This is a genomic window from Pseudarthrobacter sp. MDT1-56, assembly GCF_059383555.1.
On record NZ_JBWZCK010000011.1, the window covers coordinates 22,639 to 48,489 of the forward strand.

Consider the following 25,851-nt stretch of genomic DNA (forward strand, 5'->3'; position numbering starts at 1 on the left):
TGTAGTGCCGGCCGGGGCCCCAGGATTCCACTAGGCTTCAGCCCCGGGACATCATCGGGGGCGTGACGTCGGCTGACGCCACAGGCAGGCTCTTGGGCATGCGTTTCCTCCGAAAGTAAAGAACCGCGGCGCGGCTTCAAATTTCCTGCATTCTTCTACCGGCAGGGCCTGAGCGCAAGGGGCCACGCCCGCGGGACCCTGGATCAGCCGGCTAGCTCCTGCCGACGGAAACGAAGTTCCCGCTGTGCCCCGTGCAACGGAGAGCCCGTAAAAGGCAGGTCCTCGAGCCGGATCCCGGCAGCTGCGGCGCCGGAAGCCGCCACATTCGGCAAGATGCTGCCGGTCAGGATCACTTTGACACGGCCGCAGGCGGGGTGAACTCCGGAACGGCAATAAGCTGCCGCCCGGCGTCGGACCTTCCCGTCCCCTGCCGCAGCTGCGGGGCGCGGCGTACGCTGGAACCCCGGCCGGCAGTTTCGGAAAGGAGCCCGTGATGCGCAAGGTCATCCTGATGATGCAGGTATCCCTGGACGGATTCATAGAGGGTCCGGACCGGGACCTGAGCTGGCACCGGGTGGATGATGAACTGCACCGCCACTTCAACGATGAACTCCGGACCATGGGCGCTTTCCTGGACGGCCGTGTCAGCTATGAACTGATGGCCGACTACTGGCCGACGGCCGACCAGGACCCCTCAAGCACCCCCACGGAGGCCGACTTCGCGGGGATCTGGCGGGACATGCCGAAAATCGTCTACTCCAGGACCCTGGCGTCGGCCGGGTGGCATACCGAGGTGGTGCGCGACGTCGTCGCCGAGGACATTGCGAGGCTCAAGGAAGAGCCCGGCGGTGATCTGGCGCTGGGCGGCGCCAATCTGTCCGCGTCTTTCAGACGGCTCGGGCTGATCGACGAGTATCGGATCTATGTGCACCCGGTCCTGGTCGGACGGGGCACGCCCCTTTTCCAGGAGACGGACGTGATGACGCCACTGAGGCTGCTGGAGAGCCGTCCGTTCGGCAACGGTGTGGTGTTGCTGAGGTATGCATCGGAGCCGGACCCCGGGCAAGCTGAAGGCCGGTGATCTGCTGCCCCCAAGGCAACCGATCGACCGGCCTTCGACATGCTGTGAGCGGTGCTGCTAGCCGGCGCGGACGAACGTCACGGGACCGGTGGCGGTCAGCCAGGACAGCGGGTGCGTCATGGTGGCGTTGACGCCGTTCATGCCGCCGCTGATGGCCTGGCCGTTGCCGGCGTAGATGGCGACGTGGCCGGACTGGACGATGATGTCGCCGGGCTGGGGATCAGCGACGACCTTGCCGTACTTCATGAAGGCCGTCGGGCCGATGTCACCGACCGCGATACCGGCAGCGTTCAGGGCCTTCTCCACCACGGCGGTGCAGTCCTGCGTGATGCCGATCTGGCCGTACGCGACGGCCAGCAGGGTGGCGTTGACTCCACCGGCCGCCGGGGCGGCAGCGGCGGGGGCGGGTGCGGCCTGGACCTTCACCGTCGCCTTGGCGGCGGCAGCGGGGGCAGGCGCCGGGGCGGGTGCCGCCGGGGCCTTAGCTGCCGGTGCCTTCGGAGCGGCGACAGGCTTGGGTGCCTCGACCACGGGAGCCGGAGCAGTCTCAACGGCCGGGCGCTCGAACGTGATCTGGACGGCGGAGTCCGCCATGACCGGCGCGGAAACCAGGCCTTGGACGTCAACGGACGACGCCGGTGCGGAATCCCGCTCGGTCGGTGCATCGGCTGCATTCGCGGCCATGGCGCCGCTGAGCACCATTCCGGAAGCGGCTACAAGAACTGCGGCCTGGCGGCCGATGGTACCGGCGGCGCGGCGTTTGCTGCGAAGATCGGCGCGTTTGGGCGCACGGGTATTGCTAAAAGTCATTGAAGAAGCCTCTCCCAATGCCTGCGAGGTGAGCTGTCGGATTCGGATGGGAGGCACCCGGCCGCACGCTGGCCCGATCATGACGGGCCGTGCGGCTTCACCCCAAGACCCCTGGAGAACAGCGGGTCAAAATTGGTTTCCCCGTCTCTGCCGGACGTTGCTGCGAGTTATCCCCAAGCCGCGGCAGAGTTAGGCAATCGGCTGGGGAGAGCCCGTCTCGGAAACAACAGGCACCTAACAACGGTAACGGAATGATTACGGAGTGTCACATCGGCACAGTGGCGGGCGGTGGTGACCGGCGTCCGGCCGGCCCCGCCGGACCCCGCCGCGGGCATAGGATGATGCCATCACCGTTCCCCCGAAGCGGAGGCCCAAAATGGACAGTCCCGACGTCATCAGGCACTGTGTCGCCATCTGCCAGCTGAGCAGTCAGCCGCCGGCGGACTTCAATGTCAACACCGAGCTGCTGGTGCTGGAAAACGGGGAGGTCCACGTGTCCACCTGGGACGCCGAACCCCGTGACGGCGGCTTTGACGTGCATGTCCTGAACGACCGCGTGGATGCCCTCGGCTTTATGGTGATCACGGATTGGGAATTCTTCGACGAAAAGGCCTATGCCGTGGTGGAACGCCGGCCGGGACGCTGAGCCCGATCCTCACTGGCGGGGAACCCGGGACACGCCACGGACCCGCTCCAGCAGCCTCGGCGATGGCCGCAATCCCAGCTCGGTCCACAGCAACGAACTGTATTGCCGAAGGTACTCATGGGCGGCAGCGACGTTCCCCTCATCGAGGCAGATATCGATAAGGACGGCGTGCACGGATTCACGGAGCGGCTCGATGGCCTTGGCCCGCAGCGCCGCATCGATTGCTTCCGGATAGCGGCCCAGGGTTCGCAGCCGGACCGCCAGTGCCTCCAGTGCGTGCAACTGCACCTGGCGAAGGCGTTCCCGCTCTATCAGAAGCCAGTCTTCATCCCACTCCGGCAACAGGTCCCCGGTCAGCGGCGAGCTGTTGGTGTCGTCGACCGACAAGTCCCCGCCGGGTGCCAGCAGCCTGGCGGCCTGCGCCCGGCACAACTGGAGATCCGTCACCACGCCGTCGCCGAGCGCCAGTTCGCTTCGGCCCGCAGAAATGAGGGACCCGTGCACCGAACGGATTCTCCACAGCGCAGTGCGGAGGCTTCCGTGGCCATGATCCGCGCTGGAATCCGCCCACAATTTAGCTATTACCGCCTGCCGGGAACATTTCACACCGTCCTGGCGGGCAATTGCAAGAAACGCCAGGACGCGCTGGGCATGAATGGGCAGCTGAAGCTCTTTATGCGCGAGCAATAGGGAAAAACCGTTCAAGAGGAGCAGGCCCGGTTGACCTTCCGATTCCGAATCTGCGACGGAACTTTGACTTACTGCAGACGTCATTTTATTACCCCACGGAGATATGACGCGGAAAGATTCAGGAAACGGCCACGGCATACGCGGCGATCGGCAACATTGCTACGCAGCGTTGACGTCTAGGAAGGAACTTGGGCGGATCATTTCCGCCATGAAAGCCGATTGTTCCGTGATATTACTGCGCCTCTGGCGGAACCCACAAGGGGTGTTTATTCGGGTACGGACCGCAAACGGCAGCCGGCGGGAATGGGTGGTTTCCGGGACTGTCGAACTCGTTATGTTGCTCGAAGCACTTATTGCCGAGCTTGAAAATGAGCCGGTGACGGGAATGGAGACAGAAGATTGACGGTGGAAAACACAGAAGTCCCCGAAGCTGAAAACAATATCCCGTAAGGAGGGTGTCATGGACGCACAGTCCGGCTTCACCGGCGAGACTCTGTTCTCTGGCCTGTCATTGGCCGAGCCTCCCGCGACCCCAGCTTTTGCCCAGGCCGCCGCCCCGGAGGCGGTCTTGAACACGCCCTTCCCGGCCAGGTTCATGACGGAGGCCTTCGCCCCGGAGGTCGAAGAGGCCGCGGCGTTCTATACGGAACTCGAAGACGAAGATTTTGTGGACGCCCTGGACCAGCTCATCAACGACGCTGCGGCCCACCAGTTGGCGGATCAGCGGAACTGGTCCTCGCTGCCGGCCGAGGCGGATACCCGCGCCTCGCTGGAGGACTGGGTGGAGCCGATCGCCGCGGAGGCCGAACGCGCCCTGGACGGGTTCGCTGAACGTCTCGTGACGGCCGATGTCTACGGGTTGCCGGCCCAGGAGTTTGAACAGCTCCTGGAGGCCGCCAGCAACGAGTCCCAGTACGGGCTCTCCGGCTATGAGGGTTTCATCGGCGGCCTTATCCGGGCCGGAAAGAAGCTGGCGCGCGGCGCTGTCGGGCTGGTCAAGAAGGGTATCGCGGCAGTCGGCAAGGTCCTTCCCATTGGTCTTCTGCTGAACAAGCTCAAAGGCCTGGTCAGGCCCCTGCTCAAGCGTGTCATCAGTTCCGCCATGAACCGGCTGCCGGCCAGTGTCAGGCCGTTGGCCCGCAAACTGGCCGCCAAACTGGGAGTCGCCGAGGCCGAAGCCGAGGATCACGCCTCCGCTGAAGGGCTCGCGGAGGTTTTTGAGCTCGAAGTCGCGTCTCTGCTGTACGCTCCCGAAGCCGAGGAGGAACTCGGTGAGAGTTTCTTCGAGCCGCGCGAGTACGAGTCCGCGGATGCTGTTGCCGCCCTGGAGGCGGCCCGCGCCAGGTTCGCCGAGCGGCTCGCGGAACTGCCCGAAGGCAGCAGCCCGGAAGCTGAAATCGAACAGTTCCTGCCCGCTGTCATGGCCGTGCAGCCCCTGATCAAGCTGGGTATATCGATCATCGGCCGGCAACGGGTGGTCAAGTTCGTGGCGGGCGTTATTGCGGGCCTCACCAAGGGGCTGATCGGTGCCGGCCCTGCCAAGCTGATTGCGACGCCGGTCGCTGACCTTGGCCTGAGGGTTTTCGGCTTCGAGACCGAGGCTGAGTCGGAGCGTCTGCTCTCCGGTGAGGCGGTGGCGTCCACGGTGGAGGGCACCGTCCTGAGGCTGATGGAACTGCCCGAGGAGGTCTTCGAGGACCAGCTGCAGCTCGCGGCAGCCATCCAGGAGGCCTTCGTGGAATCGGCTGCCGCATACCTGCCGGACAAGATCCTGCACCACGACCTCCCGGAGCGGGAAACGGCCGGCGAAGGCGGGGTCTGGCTGCTGATGCCACGGTCCGCACGTCCCCGGTACCGTTACCGCAAATACACCAGGGTCTTCCCGGTGCGGATCAGCCGCCAGGCCGCCAGGGCCATCAACTGGTCCGACGGCGGCACCCTCGAAGGCCATCTTCTCGACCGGGGTGTCCGCCGCTGGCCGCTGGAAGCGGAGGTGGACCTCTATGAGGCCATCCCGGGAACCCAGTTCGGCCACCTGACCCAGGATGAAGCCCCGGACGAGGCCGAAACGGCGGACGCCGCGGAGTTCCAGCTGCTCACCCCGGAGGTCGCGGGACTGCTCCTTGGCGAGCCGGCCCTCGGCCGGCGGTCCGGGCCGGCTCCGGCCATCGGCAGGCAGCGGCCCAGGATTGGCCGGCGCTACTTCCGGATCCGGTCGGCCGCCATGGCGCGTGGCAGGGCCAAGCAGCGGTTGGCCCGACGGCTCATGGTGCTGCTGGAACCCTCCCGACGGCGGCTGCGGGTCCAGCTGAGGCTTTCGGAACGGCAGGCCCAGCAGATGCTGGCCATGCTCCAGCCGTCGTCACCGGCTGCCCGCCGGGACCTGCCCTCCGTGCTCAGCGCCCTGCACCGGGTCTATGCACCCAAGCTGCCCGCGGTCCTGACGGCACGGATGGTGCGGCACGGGCTGGTCAAGGACGTTGCCGAGGCAGCAGCTCCGGTGGATCGCCTGATGAAGGCGGTGGCGTCGTCGTTGTCCAAGTTTCTTACCCAGCGCGCCGCGCAGCTCGCGGCGGCGGTGGCCGAGCCGCCGGGCGGGGTGACCATCTCGATCACGTTTTCCGAGCTCACCAAGGAAAAACTGGGCGGCGAAGTCCAGCTGCCGGAGGTCAGCGTGCATTCGGGGTGGAAGTACAGTGGCCAATGATTTCGCGGCAGAGAAGGCGGCACTCGGCACAGAAGTCCGCCACTGGCGCCGGGCCAGCATCGCCCTGACAGACCTGGAGGTGCTGGCCGCGCCCGCGGCCTGGCTGTCGCTGGAGAGCTATCTGGGACTCAGCGTCCGTTCAAGTCTTCGGTCCGTTTCCACCTCGGTGGTGGCGGAGGCTGACCACCTGAGCGCGGCCCTGGCTGCTGCCCGCACAGCCGGCGAGCTCAGCGCGGTCCGCACCGGACTGCTGAAACTGCGCCGGCGGTACGAACAGGTGGAAACGGTGCTGGACTTCTACGGTGACGCGGTCAATACCCGCACCAATGCCCGGATCGGAGCCGTCCTGCGGGGCCTCGACGCGATCGCGGTGGACAGCATGGACCGGGTCCTGCGTCCCCTCGGGATCCCCACTCCCCCGGTCCTCACCTACTTGGACAAGGGCATCGGCGCCTCCATCCTGCGCTCCGGCGCCCGGCTGTGGGATTCCTCGCTTTCCCCCGTTGCCGCGATCAAGATCACCCGGCACAACCTGTGGCGGCCCACCTCGCTGGTCCACGAAACGGGACACCAGGTGGCCCATTTGACCGGCTGGACCGAGGAACTGGGATCTGTGCTCTACCGCCGCCTCGCGCCAGTATCCGTCGTCGCGGCCGAGAGCTGGCGGAGCTGGGCCAGCGAGGTGGCCGCAGACGTCTACGCGTTTGTCCTGCTCGGCTACGCACCGCTGCCGGCACTGGCCACAGTTGTGGACGGCACCACCCGGAAGGTGTACCGGATGCCGTTTGGCGACCCCCATCCCTTTGGCTGGGTCCGGGTGCTCTTCAACGCCGGCCTCTGCCGGTCCTGGTTCGGCCCTGGCCCCTGGGACGATCTGGCCCGGGCCTGGATCAACCGCCATCCCCTTGAATCTGCCACCCGTGAGGTACAGGAAATCGGCCGGGCCAGCCTCGCCCAACTGCCTGCCCTGGCGGAAGTCTGCACACGGACGCCGATGCGGGCCTTCGGCGGTGTGCCGATCACGGCGTTCGCCGATCCCATGACCGTGGCCCCGGCAGAACTGGCCCGGCTTGCCGAACGGGCCGGAGCCTCCCTCTACACATCCAGCTACCTCGCCCGGCTGGAGTCCATGCGCGTCCTTGCCTTGTCGGTGCTGAACGGCAACGCCAAGCGAACCGACGACGACGTCGTCGAACTTTGGCTCCGACGCATAGGCGGCACGGCCGCCGTCGCCGCCTGAGACCCCTGAGTGCAACACCGGAAGGAAAGTGACATCGAAATGGACCAGAAAGACACCGGTGCGGCGGGTTCACCGGAGCAGGCGAAACCGGCAGAGGCCAAAGTCACGGCCAGGGGCCCCGCAAAGGCCTCCGCCCGGAACGTACCGGGCCAGGAGGCCACAGCCCAGGCGATCCGGGAGGCCGCCCGCGACTTCAGTGTGGAAATGGCGGGATCGATCAGGCAGGTCCTCAACGAGCAGAATGCGCTGCTGGCCCAGCAGCTGCGTCTGAAGGAGACGGACATAGCCCTGGTGCAGGAGTTGCTCGCCGAGCGAAGCTCGCGGCAGGCCTCCGACGAGGTGCTGCGGCAAGAAATCGAACGGAAGGCCGAGCCGAGGAAACGGGACCGCCGCGGACCCCGCGTGATCGATGCGGAACCGGAGCAGTTGCTGCTGGCGTTGCAGTTCAATGCACTCTCCAGCGTCCTGGGCAGCCGGAAAAGAATCGGCTCCCAGCGTGAAAACACCCTTATCCCTTCGCCTGAGATCCTCGGGGCCGGGGAGTCCAAGTCCGCGTCGCCGTACCTGCTCAAGTTCGTGGCGCCGTTGCCTGAAGGCACCGAAACCGTGGTGGTCAAGTTCCTCGACGGCCCCAGGGATCAGGTGCCCGCTGACGATGTCAGCAATGGCTATCTCGGCCTCGATTCCGACAAGGTGCAATACGTCGAGCTACTCGATGGCCAAGCAACTCCGATCGCGCTGGGCATTCCATTTCGGCGCTGAATACCAGAAAATTTTGGAGGCCCCACAATGTTCCGCACGCTCGCCCGACTGGTCGTTGACCCCACGTTGACAACCGCCGCCACTCCCAGTCCGGAAGTGGTGTTTGCCCACAATCCCATCCAGCTGAGCCGGTGGCTCGAAGAAGCCTTCGCCGTCAACGGTCTGGTCAGGTATCTTCCCGCTCCGCCCACTCTCCCGAGCACCATCGTCGGAAACCAGGCTGTGGTGGATGGCCTGAAGATGCCACCCGGGCTGCTGACCTCACTGCCCGCCGGCATCAGCACCGGCACCGTCATCCCGCCGGCCTACCACGGGCCCAATCCGCTGGGCACCACAACACCGCTCCCGTGGGACCACCTCATCTACGCCTTCCTGCTGGAAAACACCGGAATCGTCGAGATCCTCGGCGAGGTCGTGCGCCGCTACAAGGTAGGGGAAACGCTGGCTCCCCCCACCGTTCCCACGCTGCTCTGGGCCAGGCACACCGAGGAACTCTTCTTCCGGGATCCCCCGGCCTTCCACATCCTCGGAGTCTCCAGCCAGCTTCGGCCGGACGCCCGGGTCAACCGGCGGAACGCTTACTGGCGCATGTTTGGGCGGGACTTGTCCCATCCGCCGCTGGGCGCACCGCTGGAGGGCCAGCCCTGGAAACGCGACGTCGGCGCCGGCTCGAACACCCGCTTCTTCGACCTCTTTGAAGAGCTGCTCCGCCAGGTCTGGCAGGGCATCCTGAATGACCGGAACCAGGGCGGGCCGAACGCGACGGATCGGAGCTACATCGCCTACCTCTGCCAGTCGATCGCGGAAATGCTCACGATGCGGCGCCGCGGCGGCATGCTGGCCCAGGAGGAGTACGCCTACGTCACGATGCTCAGCTGGTTCCACCTCACGGTGGAATATGACACCAGCGTGGTCATGGACCTCAAGGCTGAGGCCGGCGCCAGCGGCAATGCCGCGGACCGCCTGGCCGCGATCGGGGCCCGTGTGGGGATCACCCCGCCGCGGGAGTCCCGGGAACTGTTTGAACTCGCCGGGCTGCTGTCCCCCCTCATGTGGTTCATCGAAAACGGCGCGTTCAGTTCGGAAACGGCGGCGGAAATGCTCTACCACTCCAATCTGGTCCCGAACCCCGTCGTTGCGGACGCCATGATCCGGGTTATCGACCTGTGGCAGTCGGCCACCGGCACCCGGATCAAGGATCCAACGGTGGTCTCGGTCAGCCCTGACTCCAAGCGGCCCACCCAGCCGCTTCGTCTCCCCGAACCGACTCCGACGGCGGCAGCCCCGGTCTTCTCGGCGCCCTCGCCCAACGGCAAGTCGACCCGGGTCTAACCCCCGAGTCCAACACGGTAAGGAAGATGTCATGGAGGACTACACGGCTACCCAGGTCTTCTCCCTGAACGGTGACGGGGAGACCGAACGTGAACAGCCCAACTGGCCGGTGAAGGAAGATGTCTTCACCTTCACCGACAGCCCGGCCGCCACTGAGGCTGTGGACGAGGCCCTGGCCGACGGACCGGCGCCACGCGAAACCGGGCAGGCGGGCCACGTGGCGGAGGACGCCTACAACGCCCTGACATGGAACGAATCGGAAGAGGAACAGGAAAACCTAACCTGGCAGGTGCAGGCAGACCTGGCCGAGCTTGAAACGCCCGCCGCCGAAGAGGCTGCCGCCGGCGAGCGCGAGAGCCGCGATGAGGCCGCGGGCGGGAACGTCGCCGCGGGCCGGCTCGTTGTGGACCGGCTGCCCCTGCTGCGCCCCCATCGGGGAACTGCCCCGGACCTGGTGCTGAAGTGGAACAGCATGCCACGCACCGGGCCGGTGGACATTGTGGTCCACCTCCACGGCTATTCCGGCCGCCGGGACAAGATGAGCCTCCTCCGGGACAAGGAGCAAGCCAGCGGACTGGATTTGGCCGATCCCGCCAATCCCTCGACGCCCGGCAGCATCCGCCCCACGCTGGCCGTGCTGCCGCGCGGTCACTACTTCGGCGGGAACGGCGGAGCGGGCTACTCCTTTCCGGAGCTGGTCAAGCCGAACGGACTCAAGAAGCTGATAGCGTCCGCGCTGGAGGCCTTCAACGCCCGCACCGGCGCCAGCATCAGCCAGGGCAAACTGATCCTTACGGCCCACTCCGGGGGCGGCGCGCCGCTGATGGCGATTCTGAAACACACTGACCCGGACCAGGTCTTCACCTTCGACGCCCTCTACTCGGATCCGTCCGCCCTGATCCAGTGGGCCAGACGGCGCCACCAGGCGGACTCGGGAGCGCTTCGCGTCATCTACCGCAACGGTGAACCGACAGCCCGGAACAGCCAGCGCGTGGCCACCGCCCTGAAAGGTCTGGGGTCATCGCCGGCCTTCCGGGTGGAAGCCACCCGGACAGCCCACAACGACATCCCCCGCCGCTTCGGCTGGCGTCTGCTGGCAGACCCGGCGGCAGATCTGGTCAACGCCACGGCGCGGGAAGCTGAGGTACCAGAAGGAGCGTCTGCCGAAGGCTTGGCCGCCGTCGACCACTCGAACGAGGCCCATGCCGGCCAGCTTTACTTCGGGGAGAGCGGGTTCCGCTTCAAGGAGCCTTCCGCGTTCTCCGAAGCGGACACCGCCGGATCAGAACAGGACGAATCCGAAGACTCCGAGGCGGCCGGGGCTTCCGGGGCCGCGGCTGTCGACGTCTTCGAGGACCACGCCGGCCTCGCCGGGGAGCCAGAGGCAGAGTTCGAGGAAGGCGTCGCCGGAGAGGCGGAGGCTGAGGCAGGCGAATGGGAGCTGGCGGCAGCGGAAGCCGAGGCTGAGGACATCGGCGAGCATGAGGCGTTCCCGTCCGGACAGGCATTGAGCCCGACCTCGGGGAAGACCGGCAAGGGCGAGGAACACTGGGATCCCAACAACACGGGTTTGCCGCTCTACGAGACGGGACCCGGTCTGCGGGGACTCAAGCTCTCCCCCAACTTCACTGTGGGTGAGCTGGTGTTCAGCGGCAACCAGTACGCTGACAAGGCGCGGATCTCACCGCTCCTGGTCGCCGCCCTGCAGAAGCTCCGCGACCGCGTCGGCCGGCCGGTACGCATCACCTCCGGCTACCGGTCCTGGGACCGCAACGTCGCCGTCTACCGGCGCAGCAACCCCCCGAAGACGCCGACACTCAGCCGGCACTGCAGCGGACAGGCTGCGGATATCACGGTGGCGGGAATGACAGGCATGGCGATCGCCAAAGCCGCCGTCGACGCCCTGGGGGACGGCATCGGAGTGGGCATCGGGGCCAGCTTCGCGCATATTGACGTGCGGGGAACCTGGACGTCCTGGACTTACCTCCCCGGGGCTGCGGGCAAGGCCGCGGTCGCTGAGATCAACGAGTACCGGAGGAACCAAAGTAAGGTTCCGGCCCCTACGCCGTCGCCGCTGAAATCCGACCGGGCCGCCGGCCGCGTGGTGCGCGGCAGTTTCACCAAATGCTCCACCGGCGAGCAGCCCGGGGCCCGGGCGATGGCGGACCAATGGCGCCGGCTCACCGGACGCCATGCCGGCACCTACAACTGCCGGAAAACGGAGGCAGGCACACCGTCGCTGCACGGCGAGGGCCGATCCGTGGACCTGCACGCGATGGTGAACCGCCCGATCGAAAGGGCCCAGGCGGACGCCTATGTGGCCTGGCTGAAGAGCAACGCCGTCGAACTCCAGGTGGCCTACCTGATCTGGAACCACAACCAGTGGAGCTGGGCACGGCGCAACGAAGGCTGGCGGCCCTATCCCGGGGCCAACAAACACATCGACCACATCCACGTTGACCTCAGCTGGGAGGGTGCCCGCAACCCCAGTCCCCTGTTTTCCGGCGCCGTCCCGGGGATCAGCGGGTTAGATGCACCGCCGCAGTCCAAGCCGCCGCCGGGTCCGGCGAGCAAGCCTTCGGCGGTGCCCGCCCACGTGGCTGACTTCGTTCGAAGCTACGCCCCGCACGCCCAGCGCTCGCAGGCGAACAACAGCGTCCCCTGGCTCGTCACCCTGGGGCAGGCTGCCTTGGAGTCAGGCTGGGGCAAGAAGGCACCGCATTTCAACTTCTTCGGCATCAAGGCCAAGACCTCGGTCCCGGAGTCGCAGCGGCAGCTCCTGCAGACGCGGGAAGTCCTCAGCCACCCCAACGGAACGTTTCCCAAGGTCATCTCGGTAACGCCGTCGAACGGCCGGTTCGTTTACATCGTCATGGACTGGTTCCGGGCGTACGGCTCGGCTGAAGAGTCCTTCGCCGATCACGGTGCCGTCCTGCGCCGGAACGCCCGCTACCGCAAAGCCTTTGACCACACGGAAGCCCCCTACGCCTTCGCCAACGCTGTGGCTGCTGCCGGGTACGCCACCGATCCCAGCTACGCCGCCACGCTCACGAGCGTTATGCGGCTGATCGAACGGGCAAACGCCGCACAGTAGCAGCCGCATAAACGCAGCACGGCGGCGGTGACAGGGAACCGCCGCCGCCAATGTGCCGCCGAGCCGTATGGGGCGGAGCAGTTTCGGAGGGCCGGCAGGAATCGCCGGTCAGAATTCCAGCTCCGGGCGGTGCCTGGCCGTCTCGGCAAGCACGAGGGAGACCGCCCCCGCGGCGACCGCGCCGTCGTCGTTGTCTTCAGTGCGCTGGGGCGCGGACTCCAGCACCAGGCGGGCATGGCGCACGAACCGCGACCAGTCCCCCGCACCGGCACGAAGCTCACGGAGCGGGGACAGCAGGGCGGCCCGGCGCAGCCAGCCGTCGGGATCCCGCACCCAGCGGTCCAGGACACTGTCCGCGCGCACCCTGCCGACCACATCGAGGCCCGCGATCAGGGGACCAACGACGTCGACGGCGAGCGGATCGACGAGCGCACCCAGCCGTGCGCTCCGCACGAACCCCTCGATCCGGGTCAGGTCCGTATTGGTCAGCAGCCGGACGCTGGATTGCAGGAGCACGACGCCGGCGAGGCGGCGTTCGAAGACGGGCACCTCCCATAACTCGGAACTAAGGGCGGTGATGTCATCGTGCGTCAGTCCCGGGTGACGGCGGAGGGCATCGCGGACCGTTCCGCGCACGGCTCCAACAGACGCGCCGTAGTAGCGCTGACCGCCGCCGTAACGCCCCTCGGACTCCTCCGCGCGGCTCCACGACGCCTCACGCTGCAGCGCTAGATCTATGAAATCGCTGGCATCGCTCATGGTGCCATTCTCCCGCATGCCGCAGCGCCGGAATTTGTCGCAGGTGCCCGATAGTGTGTTTCCATGGACGGCGTTCAGGGGCCCGGGGTGGCCCCGCCAGAACAGGTGACAGTCACCGATGTGGCCCGGGCGCTGGCGGCTGTCCGGCCCGCCCGGGACAGTGCCGGACTGATCGGCCAGCTCCGGGACCTGGAGGATCTGAAGTCCGCCGCGGCCGCGTCGCAGGCCCGCTACGCCGTTATGTTGGATTTGCTCCAGCGCCGTGAACAGTCCGACGCCGGGATGCCCGCGGCGGAACTTGGTGCCGGGGTCGGCGCGCAGATCGCCCTGGCCCGGCGGGAATCCCCGGCCAAGGGCGGCCGGCTCCTGGGCCTGGCGAAAGCCCTCGTCACCGAAATGCCGCACACCCTCGCGGCCCTGGAGGCCGGGCAGCTCAACGAATGGCGCGCCACCCTCCTCGTGAAGGAAACCGCGTGCCTGTCCGCGGAGGACCGGGCCGCCGTCGACGCCGAACTCGCCCCCGACACCGGAACCTTCGACGGGACCGGGGACCGTCGCATCATCGCAGCGGCGCGGGCCGCCGCGTACCGGCGGGACCCGCGCACTGTCACCCAGCGCGCCAGCCACGCCGCGACCGAACGGCACGTCAGCCTCCGCCCGGCCCCGGACACGATGTGCTACCTCACCGCACTGCTCCCCGTCGCCCAGGGTGCCGCCGTGTACGCAGGCCTCACCCGGCACGCCGACACCCTCCGCGGGTCCGGGGACCCCCGGACCCGCGGGCAAATCATGGCCGACGCCCTCGTCGAACGCACCACCGGCACCCCAGACGGGATCAGCGGCATCGAGATCCAGCTCGTCATGACCGACCGCACCCTCTTCCAGGGCGACAGCGAACCCGCCCGCCTCCCCGGCTACGGCATCGTCCCCGCCGGCTGGGCCCGGGAGATGCTCACCAACGCCGGGGGCTCAGCCGCGGACACCACCGGGGACCGGGACATGAACGTCTGGCTGCGCCGGCTCTACACCGCCCCGGGCACCGGCGAGCTCACCGCGCTGGACTCCCGGGCACGGCTCTTCCCGCCCGGACTCCGGCGCTTCCTCACCGCCCGCGACGACACCTGCCGCACACCCTACTGCGACGCCCCGATCCGCCACTTCGACCACATCATCCCCTGGAACCGCGGCGGACCGACGACCCACAACAACGGAGCCGGGCTCTGCGAAGCCTGCAACCACACCAAAGAAACCCCCGGCTGGTCCACTCGACCACGCCCCGGCCCCAGACACACCCTCGATGTCACCACCCCCACCGGCCACGCCTACCAATCCACCGCCCCGCCACTCCCGGGAACCCCTCTCCGCCACGCGGAACCGGAGCCGGCGCCGGACCTGGCCATGGCAAAGAGCCCAAGCCACCGCCGCCAACGCCGCCGCCGAGCCAACGACCTCCACCGCGCCCGGCAGCAAAGCCAACTCGCGGCCTGAACAAACACCCGCATCCTGAAGAAGCAACCTGAAGCGCCGCCGGCCTGACTGAAAGAAGTCTCAGCGGCCCGTCAGCGCCTGGATGATCGTGCCCAGCGGTCCTCCGGTCACCAGCATCACGAACCCGGCGGCAGGAGCGCCCAGCACCCAGGCCGCCCGCCGTCGTCGGGCCTGATCCACCAGGGACCGCAGGCCAGTGAAGTTCCGCTGGATTGTGACCGCGTCCCCGGGTTCGGCAGGATTCCGGTGCCATGTCCCCGGCACAACGGCCGCGGCCGCAATACGGGATATCTGGTCGGGGTCAAGAACGTTGGGGCGCCGCTTGAGCCAGCGCACCAGCTGCCGCTCCGTGAGTACTCTCACCTGTTCCGGGGCCGCCTTGATAGTCAGCGTCTTGGGCGCCACGATCACCACGACGGCGGTGACGTCGACGGCGTCGCCCGCCGCTGCGCTGAGGAGCTTGGACGCGCGCGCCGCTTCATGTGCCGCGTTGTAAAGGTGGCGCGTCTTCTTGCCTGCCACCATAAGTGTCCGCCCGGCCACCCAGACGGGCTGGCCCGAGTGGTTCTTCGTGTTGACGGTGAAGACCCCGGCCGGTCCCACCAGCACGTGATCGATGTCAGTCGACCCCGTCCCGACCGGCACAGCATGCAGTACCAGCCAGTCCGGACCCAGCCCCGCAAGGATGCCGCCGACCGCGATCTCCCCCAGAGCGCCCCGGTACCAGGGCCGGGTTTCCTCGCTCAACGGGCTGACGCCAAAGATGCGCTGGAGGGTGGAGCGTTGTCGCTCCAATGCTTGAAGTGCCAGCAGCTCCTCCATGACGGCGTGGGCCGGGACCCGTGCCGCGAGCAGTGTGGGGACGGGTTCGGCGGTCATTTAAAGGGCTCTGGGTGGCGTCGCATGAGAGAGATCTTAGGCGCGGCAGTCCGTGCGTTACGCCGCAGGGCGTCCCCTTGCCGGAAAGCTTGCGGAATGCTTACCTAAACCTGGCCCGGGCTCGACACTTTTGGCTGGCCCCGGGGTCCTACTGCCCGGGAGCCCGGTAGCTCGGTGTTTTCTTTGCCGCGTCGTCAATATCCTCCGGCGTCATGAGTGGTTTCAGCCGCACGTTCACGGTTCCTGTGGCATTGATCATGAGCGACAGCGCGGCGGCGTCGGAGGGTTCCGGCACCTCGAAGACCCCCAGCACGTCGGTCTCCCCGAATGCGTAGTAGAAACATTCGAGCGAGCCTCCGACGGATTTGAGGGCGTCGACGAGCGCATCACGGCGCTTCGTGCCCCCTTCGCGCATGAGGCCTTTGATGCCCTCGCCCACGTAGTTCGCTTCAAACAAATATTTTGCCATGATCATTCCGTCCCGTGATGTCCGGACTCGGGCATCCGAAATTGGGTCCAGAACTCTTTGCGGGCGGGTCCCGGAGCTGGTCCCCAGAGTGGGGCTGTGGCCACATCGTAGGCCGTCCCCCGCGCCCTGACAACGGGTTGCGGGAAGGTCCCTGGATTCAGGCAAATGGGGTTGTGCCGGCGCCCCGTACGTCAGGAAGACTTTGACCGGACGACCAGGACGGAACACGGTGCGTGGGTGATGATCTGGGTGGCCGCCGACCCCAGGTGCAGGCCGGTAAATCCGCCATGCCCGCGGGCGCCCACGACGACGAGATCCGCGTCCTTGGCGGCGTCGATAATTGCCGACGCCGCCGAATCATTGTGAACGACCTGCCCGGTGGCGGCCACCCCCTCGCTCTCTGCGGTTTTCAGGGCATCAGCCTGGACCGTCTCTGCGACGTGTTGCGGGGAATCCTCCGCCGCGATTTCGCCGGCGGCCGTTTCCAGTACTGCCGGAAACCAGGACAGCGGGGGTTTGCTCCAGGCCGTGACCAGGCGGAGCTGGCCGTTGCGCTGCTGGGCCTCGTCCATGGCCCACCTCAGCGCATTTTGCGAATTCTTGGAACCGTCAAAACCAACCACAATCACGAATGAGCCTGAACTGGTCATTGTCTTTCCATCCCTAGCCTCGGTGGGCAGCCTGGATCTTTCAGTCTCGATGACCGTGAAAGTCAGTGTCAAGGTCCGCGCAAACACTGTGGACGCTCCTGGGTTCCTGGTGCAGCCGAACGGTGGACCCTATGACAACACGCCCGGAGCCTCTAGTCTCTTGCCATGAGAGTTGGGGGCGGATGTCGGCGGCGGAATTCCGGCCGCCCCGGGCGGGTTTGCCTGGGTGGCGCGGCCCCGCAGTGTGCGGGTGGCCCATGAAGGCCAACCCGCCCCCGAACCAGGACAATTACGAGGCATTTTTGACGAGGCTGGACGCTGCCACCACCAGCCTGAGCACACGGGCAGCGTCGCTGGACAAGGCCATGGCGGCCGTCTCGTTGCTCCTGGAACCCTACGAGTCTGTTGTACGGAAATGGGCACGACGGCGCCTCCACGTCAGCGGGCAGCTCGCCCGGCACTCCGGGTCGCCGCAGTCCTACACCGCGCTGGGTGAACTCCACGACGTGGCGGTCAATATGGAATCGATGTTCCGCGACCGTGAACAGCGCATCAGGGACAAGATATCGGTGATGCAGGGGCGCCGCGGGGCAATCGACAAATCACTGTTGGAGCTTGAGTTGAGCAGGGTCAAACTGACGTCGTCCCGGCTGCTGTCACACGACCGCGAAAAATTGAGCGCCGTCCTTTCGGCCCTCGCCGGTTCAACCGTGGCCACCTCAGCCCTCCCGGACCAGGGTCTGCTGAGCGATCTCAAGGACGCACGCCAGGCAGTCGTTCTGGCTGAAGCGCTTATGGAAGTGAAGGGGTACTAGTCATGGACAGTTCACGGCACGATCAGTCGCGTCAGAGCACTGTCGCCCTTGTCCGTTGGTCAAAGAAACCCGGCGAAAACCCCGTGGTCCGGTTCGTTATGTCCAGTGTCTTTGCTTCGTTCCTGTGCCTCATCCTGATGATCTTCATTCATGGACTCAGGAGTTTCGGGGCCGTTGCCCTGTTCACGGTCGTCGTCGCGGCGCTCCTGACGGGTCCCACGGTCTCGAGCCAGAGGCGATTCATGACGGGGCTGACCAAGAGGGTAAACGATACGATCGCCGAGGTGACGGGCACCGCTGATGACCTGCTGTCGGTCAGGGATCTCCGTCGCCTGGTCAGGAGCGGCGAACCGCTGCCGCTCCTCGTTGGCGGGGTGCCCGGCCTGAACCTGCACGTGGAACGGCTTGCAGCGGTGGAGACAAATGCGCCGGAGAAATGGTTCGCAGTCTTCACCGTGGTCCCCCCGGAGAACGGGACCGCCAGTTTTGATCGCCTCGTTGCCGCTGCAACGGACGGGCATGCCGGCACCGTAGGCACTGACGCTTCCTAGTCTGTGGGTTTCTGGACTCCCGGTCTCCTAGACTGGGCGCGCGGGATTCAAGCCCCTGGCATACGCTGCCTGCCCCACGTGCTGGAGGCAGTCGGCGATCGTGCTGACCAGCCGCACCCCGAGCGTGACGGGCGGATCCCAACGGGTGTCGACGACGCGGTCGAGGTCCTCATCGCCAAGGCCCGTCAGGAACTCGACGGTCTGCCGGTGAACGGCGTCGTAGTAGTCGAGCAGGAGCTCAGGCGGCGCCTTCACAGCGTCGACCTGGCTGCTCGTATGGCCGTACCCGGTGTCGCGTCCGGAAAGCGGCAAGTCGAATCGGCCGGCAAACCTCTGCGAGGTCCAGACCTGCTCCAGGCCGGCGGCCGAGGCCAACTGTGCATCCTCGACCCGGCTGAGGTGCCAGATCAGCCACGCCACCGAGTTACCGTTCCCTGAGGGCCGGCGGACAAGCGCCTCGTTGTCGACCCCTTCGAGAGTTGCGGCCACGGTCTCGCGGATCCGGGCGAAGGCGTCGAGCAGCAATTCGTTGGATTTCATCGAGTCCACTTCCTGCGCATTTTCGGTGAGCCCCCATGCTTGCATGGATGCAGCACCACGAGATAGGGCTCTCCCCCGGGCTTTGTGGATCCGGCACTTGACCCCTACCGCCTCGTGTCACGGCTTCGGCGACGGTGTAAGTACCATCGCGGATCCGCCACCGCGCCTCACAGGCTCGGCCGCTGCGACCATGCGCCCGTCGGGCAGGAACTCAATGGCGGTCGCGGCCCCGATTTCTGCTGCCGAGGTGAACGCGTCACCCGACGGTGTGAAGTGGTGGCCGTAAGGATTGAGCTCCTTGCCGTGCATCGCGATGAATTCCGGCTCGGCCGTGACCTTGGCTGTGTTCCGTTGCGAGGCCCGGGGTGCCGCGATGGCCTCAGAGATGCTCATGCCCAGATCCACCCGGTTGAGGATCGTCTGCAGGACGGTCGTGATGATGGTCGAGCCACCGGGCGAGCCGAGTGCGAGGAACGGCTTTTCATCCTTGAGGACGATGGTGGGCGCCATGGAAGAGCGGGGGCGCTTCCCCGGCCAGATCCGGTTCGGGTCGGCCTCGTTGTACACGGTCGAAAAATCGGTCAGCTCGTTGTTGAGCAAAAAGCCGCGGCCGGGGACCACGATGCCGGACCCTCCGGTCTGCTCGATCGTGAGCGTGTACTCGACCACGTTGCCCCACTTGTCCGCGACTGTCAGGTTCGTCGTCGAGATGTTTTCGGTGTCCTTCTCGTCCACGGGCGCCGCGGCGGTAGCGGGGCACACGCCGTCGTACGAGGAGACGTCACCCGGCAGTACGGGCTTCACAGCGGCGGCCAGCGGGTCGATCTGGCAGGCGCGCTCCTTGCCGAAAAGCGGGTCGGTAAGCGCGGCGGTGGGGACGTCACCGAATGCCGGGTCTCCCACGTAGTTGCCCCGGTCAGCGAAGGCAAGTGCGCTCGCTTCCAGGTAGTGATGCAGTGCGCCTGCGGTGGACATCCCGGACAGGTTGAACGTGTCCAGGATGTTCAGCGCCTCACCCGTTGTGGTGCCGCCGCTGCTGGACGGCGCCATGCCGTAGACGTCCAGGTCGCGGTACTCCACTTTCGTGGGCTCCTGATCCAGGGCACGGTAGGCGGCGAGATCCGCCGTCGTCAGGTGGCCTGCCGGGACGGGCAGCATTGTGTCGGCAGTCTTGGGCGGAGCCTGGACGGTCGCCGCGATCTCCGCCGCAAGCGGGCCGCTGTAGAAGCCGCTTGTGCCCTTCTTTGCGAGGAGCCGGTAGGTCTCGGCGAGGTCATGGTTCTGGAAGACACTTCCGACGGCGGGGGCGTCCCCGCCCGGGAGGAAGAGGCTGCTCGTCGAGGTGAACGCCTCGAAGCGGATCTTGTTGTCGAGGGTCTGCTGGCGGAACGTCTCGTCGACCACGAAGCCGCGGGTCGCCACCTTGATGGCGGGCTTGAGGGCCTCACCCAGGCTCAGGGAGCCCCACCGGTCGAGGGCACGTTCCCAGGTGGCCGGCGTGCCGGGAACGCCGACGGCGACGCCACTCGTGACGAGCTCGGGAGTGAAGCGGTAGGGCTTTCCGGTCTTTTCGTCGATGAACGCGTCCCGCGGAATCCCGGCCGGTGCGGTCTCGCGGCCGTCGATAGTGCCGACCTCGCCGGTCTCCGCGTCGTAGAAGACGAAGTAGCCTCCGCCTCCAATCCCGGCACTGTAGGGCTCGGTCACCCCGAGCGTCGCGGCTGCGGCGACGGCGGCGTCGGCCGCGTTCCCGCCCTTGCGGAGGACCTCGAGGGCAGCGGCCGACGCCTGCGGGTCCACGGTGCTCACGGCGCCGCCGTATCCGGTAGCGGTCGGGGTCTTGACTGTCTCCCTCGGATCGGCGAAGGCGGGGCTGGCGACAGTGCAGGCCGTTACGCTCAAGGCCAAAGCCGCCGTGACGGCAACGAGCCGGCGTGTCACATATGCCATGATCTCTCCCGAGTGCTTGTGATGCGTATTGACACTTCCTGTCACGGTACTACGCACTGGTGGGGCGTTCAAGACATTCCTGCCTGAAGCCGGTAGTCGGGCCGGCGGGACCATCCTTTTCGGATGAGGTGCCGTCCGGAGAGAAGCCACTAGGTTCAGGGCATGGCTCGACCCGGATCGCGACTGGCCAAGGCCCTCCGAGGCGTGCTCGGCTACTTCACCGTGAGCGTGATCTGCGGTGTTCTCGTCGCCAGCTTCATGGTCCCCGCGGTCGCCGGAGCCAGTGTTGCCCTTAAAGGATCTGTCGGGTTCTTCAACGGCCTCCCCGCGGAACTGACGGTCGATCCGCCGTCGGAATCCCCAAGGTCCTGACCGCTGACGGGAAGACGATCGCCACCTTTTACGCCGAGAACCGGGTGAAAGTCAGCCTGGACCAGATGTCCGCGCACATCAAGGACGCGATTGTCGCCATCGAGGACCGCCGCTTCTACGAGCATCCGGGTATCGACCCGCAGGGAATTCTTCGGGCTCTGGCATCCAACCTGACCAGCGGCGGCAGGCAGGGCGCCTCCACCCTGACCCAGCAGTATGTTACCAACGTTCTCAACGAGTCCCTGGTGTCGGCTGACAAGGGCGACCGGATTGTCCTCAACGGGCAAAAGAGCGTCGGCGACAAGGTGCGCGAGATGCGGCTCGCACTCGAATTGGAGAAGAAGTACACCAAGGACCAGATCCTCGAGGGCTACCTCAACATCGTGTTCTTCAGCCGGGATGCCTACGGCATTGAGGCCGCGTCGCGCCACTTCTTCAGCACCACAGCCAAGGACCTGACCCTGCCGCAGGCAGCACTGCTCGCCGGCCTGGTGAAAAGCCCCAGTTTCTACAATCCCGCCATCTACCCCGAGAACGCCATCGAGCGACGCAACCACGTGCTCGGCGCAATGCTGGACCTCGGCCGGATCTCCCAAGCGGAGCACGACGCCGCCGCTGCCACCGGGGTGGAGCTCACCCTCAACCCGGGGAAACAGGGCTGCGCCGGCGCGGAAATGGCACCGTACTTCTGCGACTACGTTTCGCACCTCATCCTCAACAACCCGGCTTACGGCGTCGACCTTGCTTCCCGGGTGAGAAAGCTGTTCCGCGGGGGCCTGACCATCACCACTACGCTGGACAGCCGGCTGCAGCAGTCCGCGCAGGCACAGGTCGATGCCACGGCCGGGGCCAACCCCGACAAGTGGGGCGCGTCGCTGGTTTCCATCGGGCCGGGGACGGGAAAAGTCCTGGCGAAGGCTCAAAACACCGTGTTCCTCCCCGAAGACGGAAAATTCGACACCCAACTGAACTTCAACGTCGATTCCAAGGACGCCAAGGGCAATGACCTGAACGGCGCCGGCGGGTTCGAGCCCGGGTCCACCATGAAACCGTTCACCTTGGCGGAATGGCTCAGGGAGGGCAAGTCCCTGGCCGAAACCGTGGATGCCTCCCGGCGGACCTATCCCCTTGATTTCAAGTGGGAATCCAGTTGCGGCAAGGTGCTCGGCGCCTACAACACAAAAGAGAAGAACCGCGCGGCGGCGGAGGACCTGCAGAACAACGACGCCGGCTATTACCGCAAAATGCGCGTCGACTACGGCCTGTACAACTCCATCAACACCGCTACCTTCGCGGAGGCCGCCCAACTGGATTTCTGCGGTATCCAGAAGATGGTGGATGCCGCCGGAATCCACAGCGGCCTGGATAACGCACCGGTCAACATGCATCAACTCGGCAACCTGCTGGGGGCGATCGGGGTGGCGCCGCTGGTGCTGGCCAATGCCTTTGCCACATTCGCCAATGACGGGAAGTACTGCGAGCCGGTCGCCATTGTGGAAGTGACCGACGCGGCGGGACAGCAGCTCCCGGCCCAGACCAAGTCCTGCCGTGACGCCATCAAGCCCAGCGTTGCCCGCGGCGTGAACTCCGTGCTGCAGGACGTGCTGAAAAAGGGTTCCGGCGTCTATATCAAACCCAAGGTCCACAGCCGCTTCCCGATTGCGGCCAAGACCGGCACGTCCAACACCAACGGCGCCACCTGGGTGGTCGGCTACACCAGCGGCCTGGCCACCGCGTCCTTCTTCGGAGACGCGCTGGAAGGCCAGAAACGGCCCGGACAGAACATCACCGTCAACGGCAAGTTCTACAAAGGCATCGACGGCTACATGCTCGCCGGCCCCCAGTGGGCGAACTACATGCTCGAGGTCGCGGGACTCTATCCCGCCGAGGCGTTCCCGGCGCCGCCCGACTCGATGACGAAGAAGCCCGAGGACAAGAAGTCCGATGACAAGAATTCTGATCGAAGGGATGCTGGCCGACGGGATGCTGATCGGGATTCGGATCGACGGGATGCTGATCGGGATTCGGATCGACGGGATGCTGATCGGGACTGAGCGGCAGCTGCCCCGGGGGTTCTTCGGAACGACGCCCGGGGGTGCTGCGGCGGCCCTTCTGTTACCCGGAATGTGACGCCGCCCCTGACAGGGCCAGTATTCTGGAAGAGGTCCGGCAGCGGCCATATCTGACTCGTAGAGAGATAGTGTCTATGACAAGCAACCTGGATGCCACCGTCGCCGTGGACACGGATTCCGGCACCATCGACGTCTCCCCTTTCGGAGAACCCACCCTCGCCCCTATCCGCGCACGGGCCCCCGTGCCCCGCAGGACCGCTCTTTCGCGGGATTCGGCGGCTTGACGATCTACCGCCAGGTTCCCCAAGGCGTCCCGTCCGCGCAGATCTTCGGCACGTTCCGGCGCTGGCCGTTGTTGCCCTCCGCCGAGCTTCTTCGGCTCCAGGCCACGCTCAGGCAGTGCGTGGAGCTCGACGGGTCCGAGGCTGCCCTCGACCTGCTGGGGCTCGTCACGCAGGAACTCCAGCTGCGGAGCGTGGAGGAGCCTGCGGATGCCCGCAGACTGTCCGGACCCGCGGGGCCGCCCTCGGACCGCCCTGATACCCGTGGGAAGAATGGGCGAAACGGTCGGTCCCGGTACGACCAGCCAGGCCCGGCTTACGGTCAGGCCAGACCGCCACGGGCACCGCGGGCATAGCGCTCTAAACGATTGTTGTGCCGCGGTGGTGTTCTATGGCAAGGATGGTGATGTCAATTGTGCCTGGGGTAAGGCCGGTGTGGCTGATGCTTTCACGAACGCGTTGTTGTACTTTTTCGGCGACGTCGAGGGCGGTGTAGGCGATGTCGGTGGCGATATCGAGGTGGACGCGTGCGGTGCCGTCGCTGATTGTCGCGGAGACGCCGTCATGCCGGTAGGTGTCGTTTTGGCTGCCGGGATTGCGGAGGTGTCGCAAGGCGGCGGGACCGAGCCGGGCCAGGAAGCCTTGGATGGTGGGTTCAAGCCTGAGGACTCCGGGGGTTTCCAGTGCCGTGCGGGTGGCGATGGAGGCGATGAGCTGGCTGGTGATGATGGAGCCTTGGAGGGGTTGGTCAGACATCGTAAAGGTCCTCCACGGTGATGTTGACGGTTCCGGCCCCAATACCGACGCCGGCCGGAATCGCGGTGCTGATCTCGTGTCGCAGCGCCTCCGCCACCAGGGGGATAACGATGCCCGGGGCGGCGGCAACCCGAAGATTGATAATGAGGCGCGGACCTGCAGTGGTGGCGGTACCGGTGGTTCCGGACGGATATTCTTCACCGGCGAAGCTGGCGGCGGCTGAGCGTATTTCGATGCGGCAGCGTCGTGAGTGGACTCCGGGGATGGCTGCTGCCGCGAACCGGATGAGGGAGCCCAAGGCCTGTTCGCTGATCTCCGTGGTGCCATTGTCCGCGCTGCGCAGGAGGATTTTGCTGCCGCGACGGACTTCCGCGCGGGCCACGTCCATGATGGCGTCCTTGACCCCGGGAAGGGGTTTCAGCGCGGGATTGTGAAGGTCGCTTTCGCGCAGTGAACGGGTTGCTTCACTGAGCCTTTGTAGCTGGGTTCTGGCAGTTTGGCATTGTTCGCACTCTTCCTCGTGTGCGGCGGGAGGCCGGTCGATGGTGGTCCAGATGCTGTCGATGCTACGGCCGCAACCGAGCCGGGGGATGTCATCTAACGCCATTGGCTCATCCCTTCTGCTATCTGGTGCCGTGCCCGGGCGAGTGTGCCGCGAACTGCTGTCGGGCTGATCTTCAGTGTGACACCAATCTCGGAGTAACTGCGTCCGTGCATTTCCCGCAGCAGCCAGCAGGCCCGTTGGGTCGGGGGGAGCGTGTTCAGGACTGCGGTCAGGCCGTCCTGTTCGGCGGACCATTCAGCCTCGTGGGCCGGGTCCCATCCAGCCGGCACCGGGCGGGTACGGGCTTCCGGAATGGTGTCCATGTCGTCCGGCTCGATGATGTTCTCGGCATGGGCAGCCCGCTTGCGCAGCAGGTCCAGGCATTTGTTCGTCGCCAGCCGGTAGATCCAACCACCGAAAGCATCGACATCAGCGAGCATGGGCAGACCGCGCCAGCTTGTTGTCAGAGTCTCCTGCACGATGTCTTCGGCTTCGCCGCAGTCATTGAGCATCCGATACGCCAGCCGAAACAGCCTGTACTGATAGGTGAGCACCAGGTGTTCGAATGCTGCCAGGTCGCCGTCCTGGGCCCGGGCGACGATACTCCCCTCGTCCAGGTCCGGTTCTAAGCCGGGGCCGTGATCATCCATGCTTGTCCATCCCGTCCTGAAACGCACCGGACCCCCGGGCCCCAATATGCCACAGCCGGGCAGCGCCCGGAACAGGACTTCGGCCTGCTGCCCGGTAGAAAAAAATCTGCGCCAGCACGTGACGATTCCTGTCGGGCTTCGTCTATATCGGTGTAAGCACGATCACCAGCCCCACGAGGAGATGTTTTCCATGACAGAGACACCCAGAACCCCCGGAGCTTCCAGCGGCGTCATGACCACATCCGAGGAGAAGAAGCACAGCAGCGCGCTGGAACAATCGAAGGCTAGGGACGCACTGCACACCGATCGCGGTGCCACCACGATCGAGGAAACCGTGGTGCAGAAGCTGGCCGGCATGGCCACCCGCGAAGTTCCCGGGGTGTTCGCCATGGGCAGTGCCGGCCGGCGCGCGTTCAGCGCCCTGACCGAACGCATTCCCGGGTCCCAGACCAATGTCAGCGGCGGCGTCAGCGTGGAAAAGGGCGAACGGCAGGCAGCCATCGATGTCTCCATCGTCATCGAGTACGGGTTCTCCGTGGTGGAGGTCAGCCAGGGTATCCGCCGCAACATCATCCAGTCCGTGGAGCGCGCCACCGGCCTGGAAGTACTGGAAGTGAACATCAATGTCACCGATGTCCACCTGCCCGACGACGACCGTGACGTCCAGCAGGAACAGAAGACCGAACTTCAGTAACCGCTTGTCACAGTAACCT

At 66.1% G+C, this 25,851-nt stretch carries 25 protein-coding genes, 1 pseudogene and 1 riboswitch; of the genes and pseudogenes, 15 read left to right on the forward strand and 11 right to left on the reverse strand.

The annotated features are described in order from the left end of the window. The first annotated feature begins 493 nt into the window (after nt 1-493). Nucleotides 494-1,081 (forward strand): dihydrofolate reductase family protein, encoded by a 588-nt coding sequence (locus AC50YC_RS15355; RefSeq protein ID WP_494954177.1) that lies wholly within the window; start codon nt 494-496, stop codon nt 1,079-1,081. Between the two features lie 57 nt (nt 1,082-1,138). On the opposite strand, the gene AC50YC_RS15360 is transcribed toward AC50YC_RS15355, so the two are convergent. Continuing rightward, nucleotides 1,139-1,891, reverse strand: coding sequence for an NlpC/P60 family protein (locus AC50YC_RS15360; protein ID WP_494954178.1), 753 nt, complete (start codon nt 1,889-1,891; stop codon nt 1,139-1,141). A gap of 4 nt (nt 1,892-1,895) precedes the next feature. Next, nucleotides 1,896-2,066, reverse strand: a riboswitch (cyclic di-AMP (ydaO/yuaA leader). A gap of 201 nt (nt 2,067-2,267) precedes the next feature. On the opposite strand from AC50YC_RS15360, the gene AC50YC_RS15365 reads away from it, so the two are divergent. After that, nucleotides 2,268-2,537 carry a hypothetical protein gene (locus AC50YC_RS15365; RefSeq protein ID WP_494954179.1) on the forward strand — a complete coding sequence of 90 codons (270 nt, stop codon included), beginning with the start codon at nt 2,268-2,270 and terminating at the stop codon, nt 2,535-2,537. Between the two features lie 9 nt (nt 2,538-2,546). Here the strand turns inward: AC50YC_RS15365 and AC50YC_RS15370 are convergent, their stop codons facing one another. After that, a complete protein-coding gene (locus tag AC50YC_RS15370) occupies nt 2,547-3,041 on the reverse strand; it encodes an AfsR/SARP family transcriptional regulator (protein ID WP_494954180.1) in 495 nt (164 codons plus the stop codon). Between the two features lie 36 nt (nt 3,042-3,077). Between AC50YC_RS15370 and AC50YC_RS15375 the strand changes: the two genes are divergently transcribed. The 7 genes from AC50YC_RS15375 (at nt 3,078) to AC50YC_RS15405 (ending at nt 12,362) form a co-directional block, all read left to right on the forward strand. After that, entirely contained in the window at nt 3,078-3,227 is a 150-nt protein-coding gene (locus tag AC50YC_RS15375) for a hypothetical protein (RefSeq protein WP_494954181.1), read from the forward strand. A gap of 103 nt (nt 3,228-3,330) precedes the next feature. Beyond that, nucleotides 3,331-3,630: a hypothetical protein gene (locus AC50YC_RS15380; RefSeq protein WP_494954182.1), complete on the forward strand. Its 300-nt coding sequence runs from the start codon at nt 3,331-3,333 to the stop codon at nt 3,628-3,630. A 57-nt stretch (nt 3,631-3,687) separates the two neighbouring features. Then, nucleotides 3,688-5,934, forward strand: a complete 2,247-nt coding sequence (locus AC50YC_RS15385) for a hypothetical protein (RefSeq protein ID WP_494954183.1) — start codon at nt 3,688-3,690, stop codon at nt 5,932-5,934. Then, complete coding sequence (locus AC50YC_RS15390) at nt 5,924-7,174, forward strand: hypothetical protein (protein ID WP_494954184.1); 1,251 nt, start codon at nt 5,924-5,926, stop codon at nt 7,172-7,174. Before AC50YC_RS15385 ends, AC50YC_RS15390 begins: the two co-directional genes overlap by 11 nt. A 39-nt stretch (nt 7,175-7,213) precedes the next feature. Continuing rightward, nucleotides 7,214-7,936, forward strand: a complete 723-nt coding sequence (locus AC50YC_RS15395; RefSeq protein ID WP_494954185.1) for a hypothetical protein — start codon at nt 7,214-7,216, stop codon at nt 7,934-7,936. Nucleotides 7,937-7,963: 27 nt separating this feature from the next. After that, the gene (locus AC50YC_RS15400; protein ID WP_494954186.1) at nt 7,964-9,268 is read left to right on the forward strand and encodes a hypothetical protein; all 1,305 of its coding nucleotides are present in this window, start codon (nt 7,964-7,966) and stop codon (nt 9,266-9,268) included. Nucleotides 9,269-9,299: 31 nt separating this feature from the next. Beyond that, entirely contained in the window at nt 9,300-12,362 is a 3,063-nt protein-coding gene (locus tag AC50YC_RS15405) for a glucosaminidase domain-containing protein (RefSeq protein WP_494954187.1), read from the forward strand. Nucleotides 12,363-12,470: 108 nt separating this feature from the next. Here the strand turns inward: AC50YC_RS15405 and AC50YC_RS15410 are convergent, their stop codons facing one another. Next, nucleotides 12,471-13,121 (reverse strand): DNA alkylation repair protein, encoded by a 651-nt coding sequence (locus tag AC50YC_RS15410; RefSeq protein WP_494954188.1) that lies wholly within the window; start codon nt 13,119-13,121, stop codon nt 12,471-12,473. Between the two features lie 63 nt (nt 13,122-13,184). Between AC50YC_RS15410 and AC50YC_RS15415 the strand changes: the two genes are divergently transcribed. Beyond that, the gene (locus tag AC50YC_RS15415; RefSeq protein WP_494954189.1) at nt 13,185-14,609 is read left to right on the forward strand and encodes an HNH endonuclease; all 1,425 of its coding nucleotides are present in this window, start codon (nt 13,185-13,187) and stop codon (nt 14,607-14,609) included. Nucleotides 14,610-14,669: 60 nt separating this feature from the next. Here the strand turns inward: AC50YC_RS15415 and AC50YC_RS15420 are convergent, their stop codons facing one another. The 3 genes from AC50YC_RS15420 to AC50YC_RS15430 form a co-directional block, all read right to left on the reverse strand. Next, the gene (locus AC50YC_RS15420) at nt 14,670-15,488 is read right to left on the reverse strand and encodes a nuclease-related domain-containing protein (RefSeq protein WP_494954190.1); all 819 of its coding nucleotides are present in this window, start codon (nt 15,486-15,488) and stop codon (nt 14,670-14,672) included. Nucleotides 15,489-15,636: 148 nt separating this feature from the next. Next, the gene (locus AC50YC_RS15425; RefSeq protein ID WP_494954191.1) at nt 15,637-15,957 is read right to left on the reverse strand and encodes a GYD domain-containing protein; all 321 of its coding nucleotides are present in this window, start codon (nt 15,955-15,957) and stop codon (nt 15,637-15,639) included. 191 nt (nt 15,958-16,148) lie between these two features. Beyond that, nucleotides 16,149-16,607 (reverse strand): universal stress protein, encoded by a 459-nt coding sequence (locus AC50YC_RS15430; protein WP_494954192.1) that lies wholly within the window; start codon nt 16,605-16,607, stop codon nt 16,149-16,151. A gap of 257 nt (nt 16,608-16,864) precedes the next feature. Here AC50YC_RS15430 and AC50YC_RS15435 point away from each other — a divergent pair, with 257 nt between their 5' ends. Together AC50YC_RS15435 and AC50YC_RS15440 are read left to right on the forward strand one after the other, a co-directional pair. Then, complete coding sequence (locus tag AC50YC_RS15435; protein ID WP_494954193.1) at nt 16,865-17,422, forward strand: hypothetical protein; 558 nt, start codon at nt 16,865-16,867, stop codon at nt 17,420-17,422. A gap of 2 nt (nt 17,423-17,424) precedes the next feature. Further along, nucleotides 17,425-17,973, forward strand: coding sequence for a hypothetical protein (locus tag AC50YC_RS15440; RefSeq protein ID WP_494954194.1), 549 nt, complete (start codon nt 17,425-17,427; stop codon nt 17,971-17,973). Nucleotides 17,974-18,000: 27 nt separating this feature from the next. On the opposite strand, the gene AC50YC_RS15445 is transcribed toward AC50YC_RS15440, so the two are convergent. Beyond that, nucleotides 18,001-18,513, reverse strand: a complete 513-nt coding sequence (locus AC50YC_RS15445) for a mycothiol transferase (protein WP_494954313.1) — start codon at nt 18,511-18,513, stop codon at nt 18,001-18,003. 117 nt (nt 18,514-18,630) lie between these two features. Beyond that, nucleotides 18,631-20,463: a gamma-glutamyltransferase gene (ggt, locus tag AC50YC_RS15450; RefSeq protein WP_494954195.1), complete on the reverse strand. Its 1,833-nt coding sequence runs from the start codon at nt 20,461-20,463 to the stop codon at nt 18,631-18,633. 162 nt (nt 20,464-20,625) lie between these two features. Here ggt and AC50YC_RS15455 point away from each other — a divergent pair. Both AC50YC_RS15455 and AC50YC_RS15460 read left to right on the forward strand, forming a co-directional pair. Further along, nucleotides 20,626-22,889 (forward strand): annotated as a pseudogene (locus tag AC50YC_RS15455) (transglycosylase domain-containing protein). 152 nt (nt 22,890-23,041) lie between these two features. Further along, on the forward strand, nt 23,042-23,191 hold the full coding sequence (locus tag AC50YC_RS15460) for a hypothetical protein (RefSeq protein WP_494954196.1): 150 nt from the start codon (nt 23,042-23,044) through the stop codon (nt 23,189-23,191). Between the two features lie 357 nt (nt 23,192-23,548). Here the strand turns inward: AC50YC_RS15460 and AC50YC_RS15465 are convergent, their stop codons facing one another. The 3 genes from AC50YC_RS15465 to AC50YC_RS15475 are packed head-to-tail and all read right to left on the reverse strand — an operon-like array spanning nt 23,549 to nt 25,138. Next, entirely contained in the window at nt 23,549-23,944 is a 396-nt protein-coding gene (locus AC50YC_RS15465; protein ID WP_494954197.1) for an Asp23/Gls24 family envelope stress response protein, read from the reverse strand. Beyond that, on the reverse strand, nt 23,937-24,551 hold the full coding sequence (locus tag AC50YC_RS15470; protein WP_494954198.1) for an Asp23/Gls24 family envelope stress response protein: 615 nt from the start codon (nt 24,549-24,551) through the stop codon (nt 23,937-23,939). Before AC50YC_RS15470 ends, AC50YC_RS15465 begins: the two co-directional genes overlap by 8 nt. Further along, the gene (locus AC50YC_RS15475; protein ID WP_494954199.1) at nt 24,542-25,138 is read right to left on the reverse strand and encodes an RNA polymerase sigma factor; all 597 of its coding nucleotides are present in this window, start codon (nt 25,136-25,138) and stop codon (nt 24,542-24,544) included. The genes AC50YC_RS15470 and AC50YC_RS15475 overlap by 10 nt, the downstream gene beginning before the upstream one ends. A gap of 190 nt (nt 25,139-25,328) precedes the next feature. Here AC50YC_RS15475 and AC50YC_RS15480 point away from each other — a divergent pair, with 190 nt between their 5' ends. After that, nucleotides 25,329-25,832, forward strand: a complete 504-nt coding sequence (locus tag AC50YC_RS15480; RefSeq protein ID WP_494954200.1) for an Asp23/Gls24 family envelope stress response protein — start codon at nt 25,329-25,331, stop codon at nt 25,830-25,832. Nucleotides 25,833-25,851 lie beyond the last annotated feature (19 nt).

What these genes read in the sequence shown, in the direction of transcription:
- AC50YC_RS15355 (WP_494954177.1), top strand. Translation starts at nt 494, where the DNA reads ATGCGCAAGGTCATCCTGATGATGCAGGTATCCCTGGACGGATTCATA.
- AC50YC_RS15360 (WP_494954178.1), bottom strand. Translation starts at nt 1,891, where the DNA reads ATGACTTTTAGCAATACCCGTGCGCCCAAACGCGCCGATCTTCGCAGC.
- AC50YC_RS15365 (WP_494954179.1), top strand. Translation starts at nt 2,268, where the DNA reads ATGGACAGTCCCGACGTCATCAGGCACTGTGTCGCCATCTGCCAGCTG.
- AC50YC_RS15380 (WP_494954182.1), top strand. Translation starts at nt 3,331, where the DNA reads ATGACGCGGAAAGATTCAGGAAACGGCCACGGCATACGCGGCGATCGG.
- AC50YC_RS15385 (WP_494954183.1), top strand. Translation starts at nt 3,688, where the DNA reads ATGGACGCACAGTCCGGCTTCACCGGCGAGACTCTGTTCTCTGGCCTG.
- AC50YC_RS15395 (WP_494954185.1), top strand. Translation starts at nt 7,214, where the DNA reads ATGGACCAGAAAGACACCGGTGCGGCGGGTTCACCGGAGCAGGCGAAA.
- AC50YC_RS15400 (WP_494954186.1), top strand. Translation starts at nt 7,964, where the DNA reads ATGTTCCGCACGCTCGCCCGACTGGTCGTTGACCCCACGTTGACAACC.
- AC50YC_RS15405 (WP_494954187.1), top strand. Translation starts at nt 9,300, where the DNA reads ATGGAGGACTACACGGCTACCCAGGTCTTCTCCCTGAACGGTGACGGG.
- AC50YC_RS15410 (WP_494954188.1), bottom strand. Translation starts at nt 13,121, where the DNA reads ATGAGCGATGCCAGCGATTTCATAGATCTAGCGCTGCAGCGTGAGGCG.
- AC50YC_RS15415 (WP_494954189.1), top strand. Translation starts at nt 13,185, where the DNA reads ATGGACGGCGTTCAGGGGCCCGGGGTGGCCCCGCCAGAACAGGTGACA.
- AC50YC_RS15420 (WP_494954190.1), bottom strand. Translation starts at nt 15,488, where the DNA reads ATGACCGCCGAACCCGTCCCCACACTGCTCGCGGCACGGGTCCCGGCC.
- AC50YC_RS15425 (WP_494954191.1), bottom strand. Translation starts at nt 15,957, where the DNA reads ATGGCAAAATATTTGTTTGAAGCGAACTACGTGGGCGAGGGCATCAAA.
- AC50YC_RS15430 (WP_494954192.1), bottom strand. Translation starts at nt 16,607, where the DNA reads ATGACCAGTTCAGGCTCATTCGTGATTGTGGTTGGTTTTGACGGTTCC.
- AC50YC_RS15435 (WP_494954193.1), top strand. Translation starts at nt 16,865, where the DNA reads ATGAAGGCCAACCCGCCCCCGAACCAGGACAATTACGAGGCATTTTTG.
- AC50YC_RS15440 (WP_494954194.1), top strand. Translation starts at nt 17,425, where the DNA reads ATGGACAGTTCACGGCACGATCAGTCGCGTCAGAGCACTGTCGCCCTT.
- AC50YC_RS15445 (WP_494954313.1), bottom strand. Translation starts at nt 18,513, where the DNA reads ATGAAATCCAACGAATTGCTGCTCGACGCCTTCGCCCGGATCCGCGAG.
- ggt (WP_494954195.1), bottom strand. Translation starts at nt 20,463, where the DNA reads ATGGCATATGTGACACGCCGGCTCGTTGCCGTCACGGCGGCTTTGGCC.
- AC50YC_RS15460 (WP_494954196.1), top strand. Translation starts at nt 23,042, where the DNA reads ATGACAAGCAACCTGGATGCCACCGTCGCCGTGGACACGGATTCCGGC.
- AC50YC_RS15465 (WP_494954197.1), bottom strand. Translation starts at nt 23,944, where the DNA reads ATGTCTGACCAACCCCTCCAAGGCTCCATCATCACCAGCCAGCTCATC.
- AC50YC_RS15470 (WP_494954198.1), bottom strand. Translation starts at nt 24,551, where the DNA reads ATGGCGTTAGATGACATCCCCCGGCTCGGTTGCGGCCGTAGCATCGAC.
- AC50YC_RS15475 (WP_494954199.1), bottom strand. Translation starts at nt 25,138, where the DNA reads ATGGATGATCACGGCCCCGGCTTAGAACCGGACCTGGACGAGGGGAGT.
- AC50YC_RS15480 (WP_494954200.1), top strand. Translation starts at nt 25,329, where the DNA reads ATGACAGAGACACCCAGAACCCCCGGAGCTTCCAGCGGCGTCATGACC.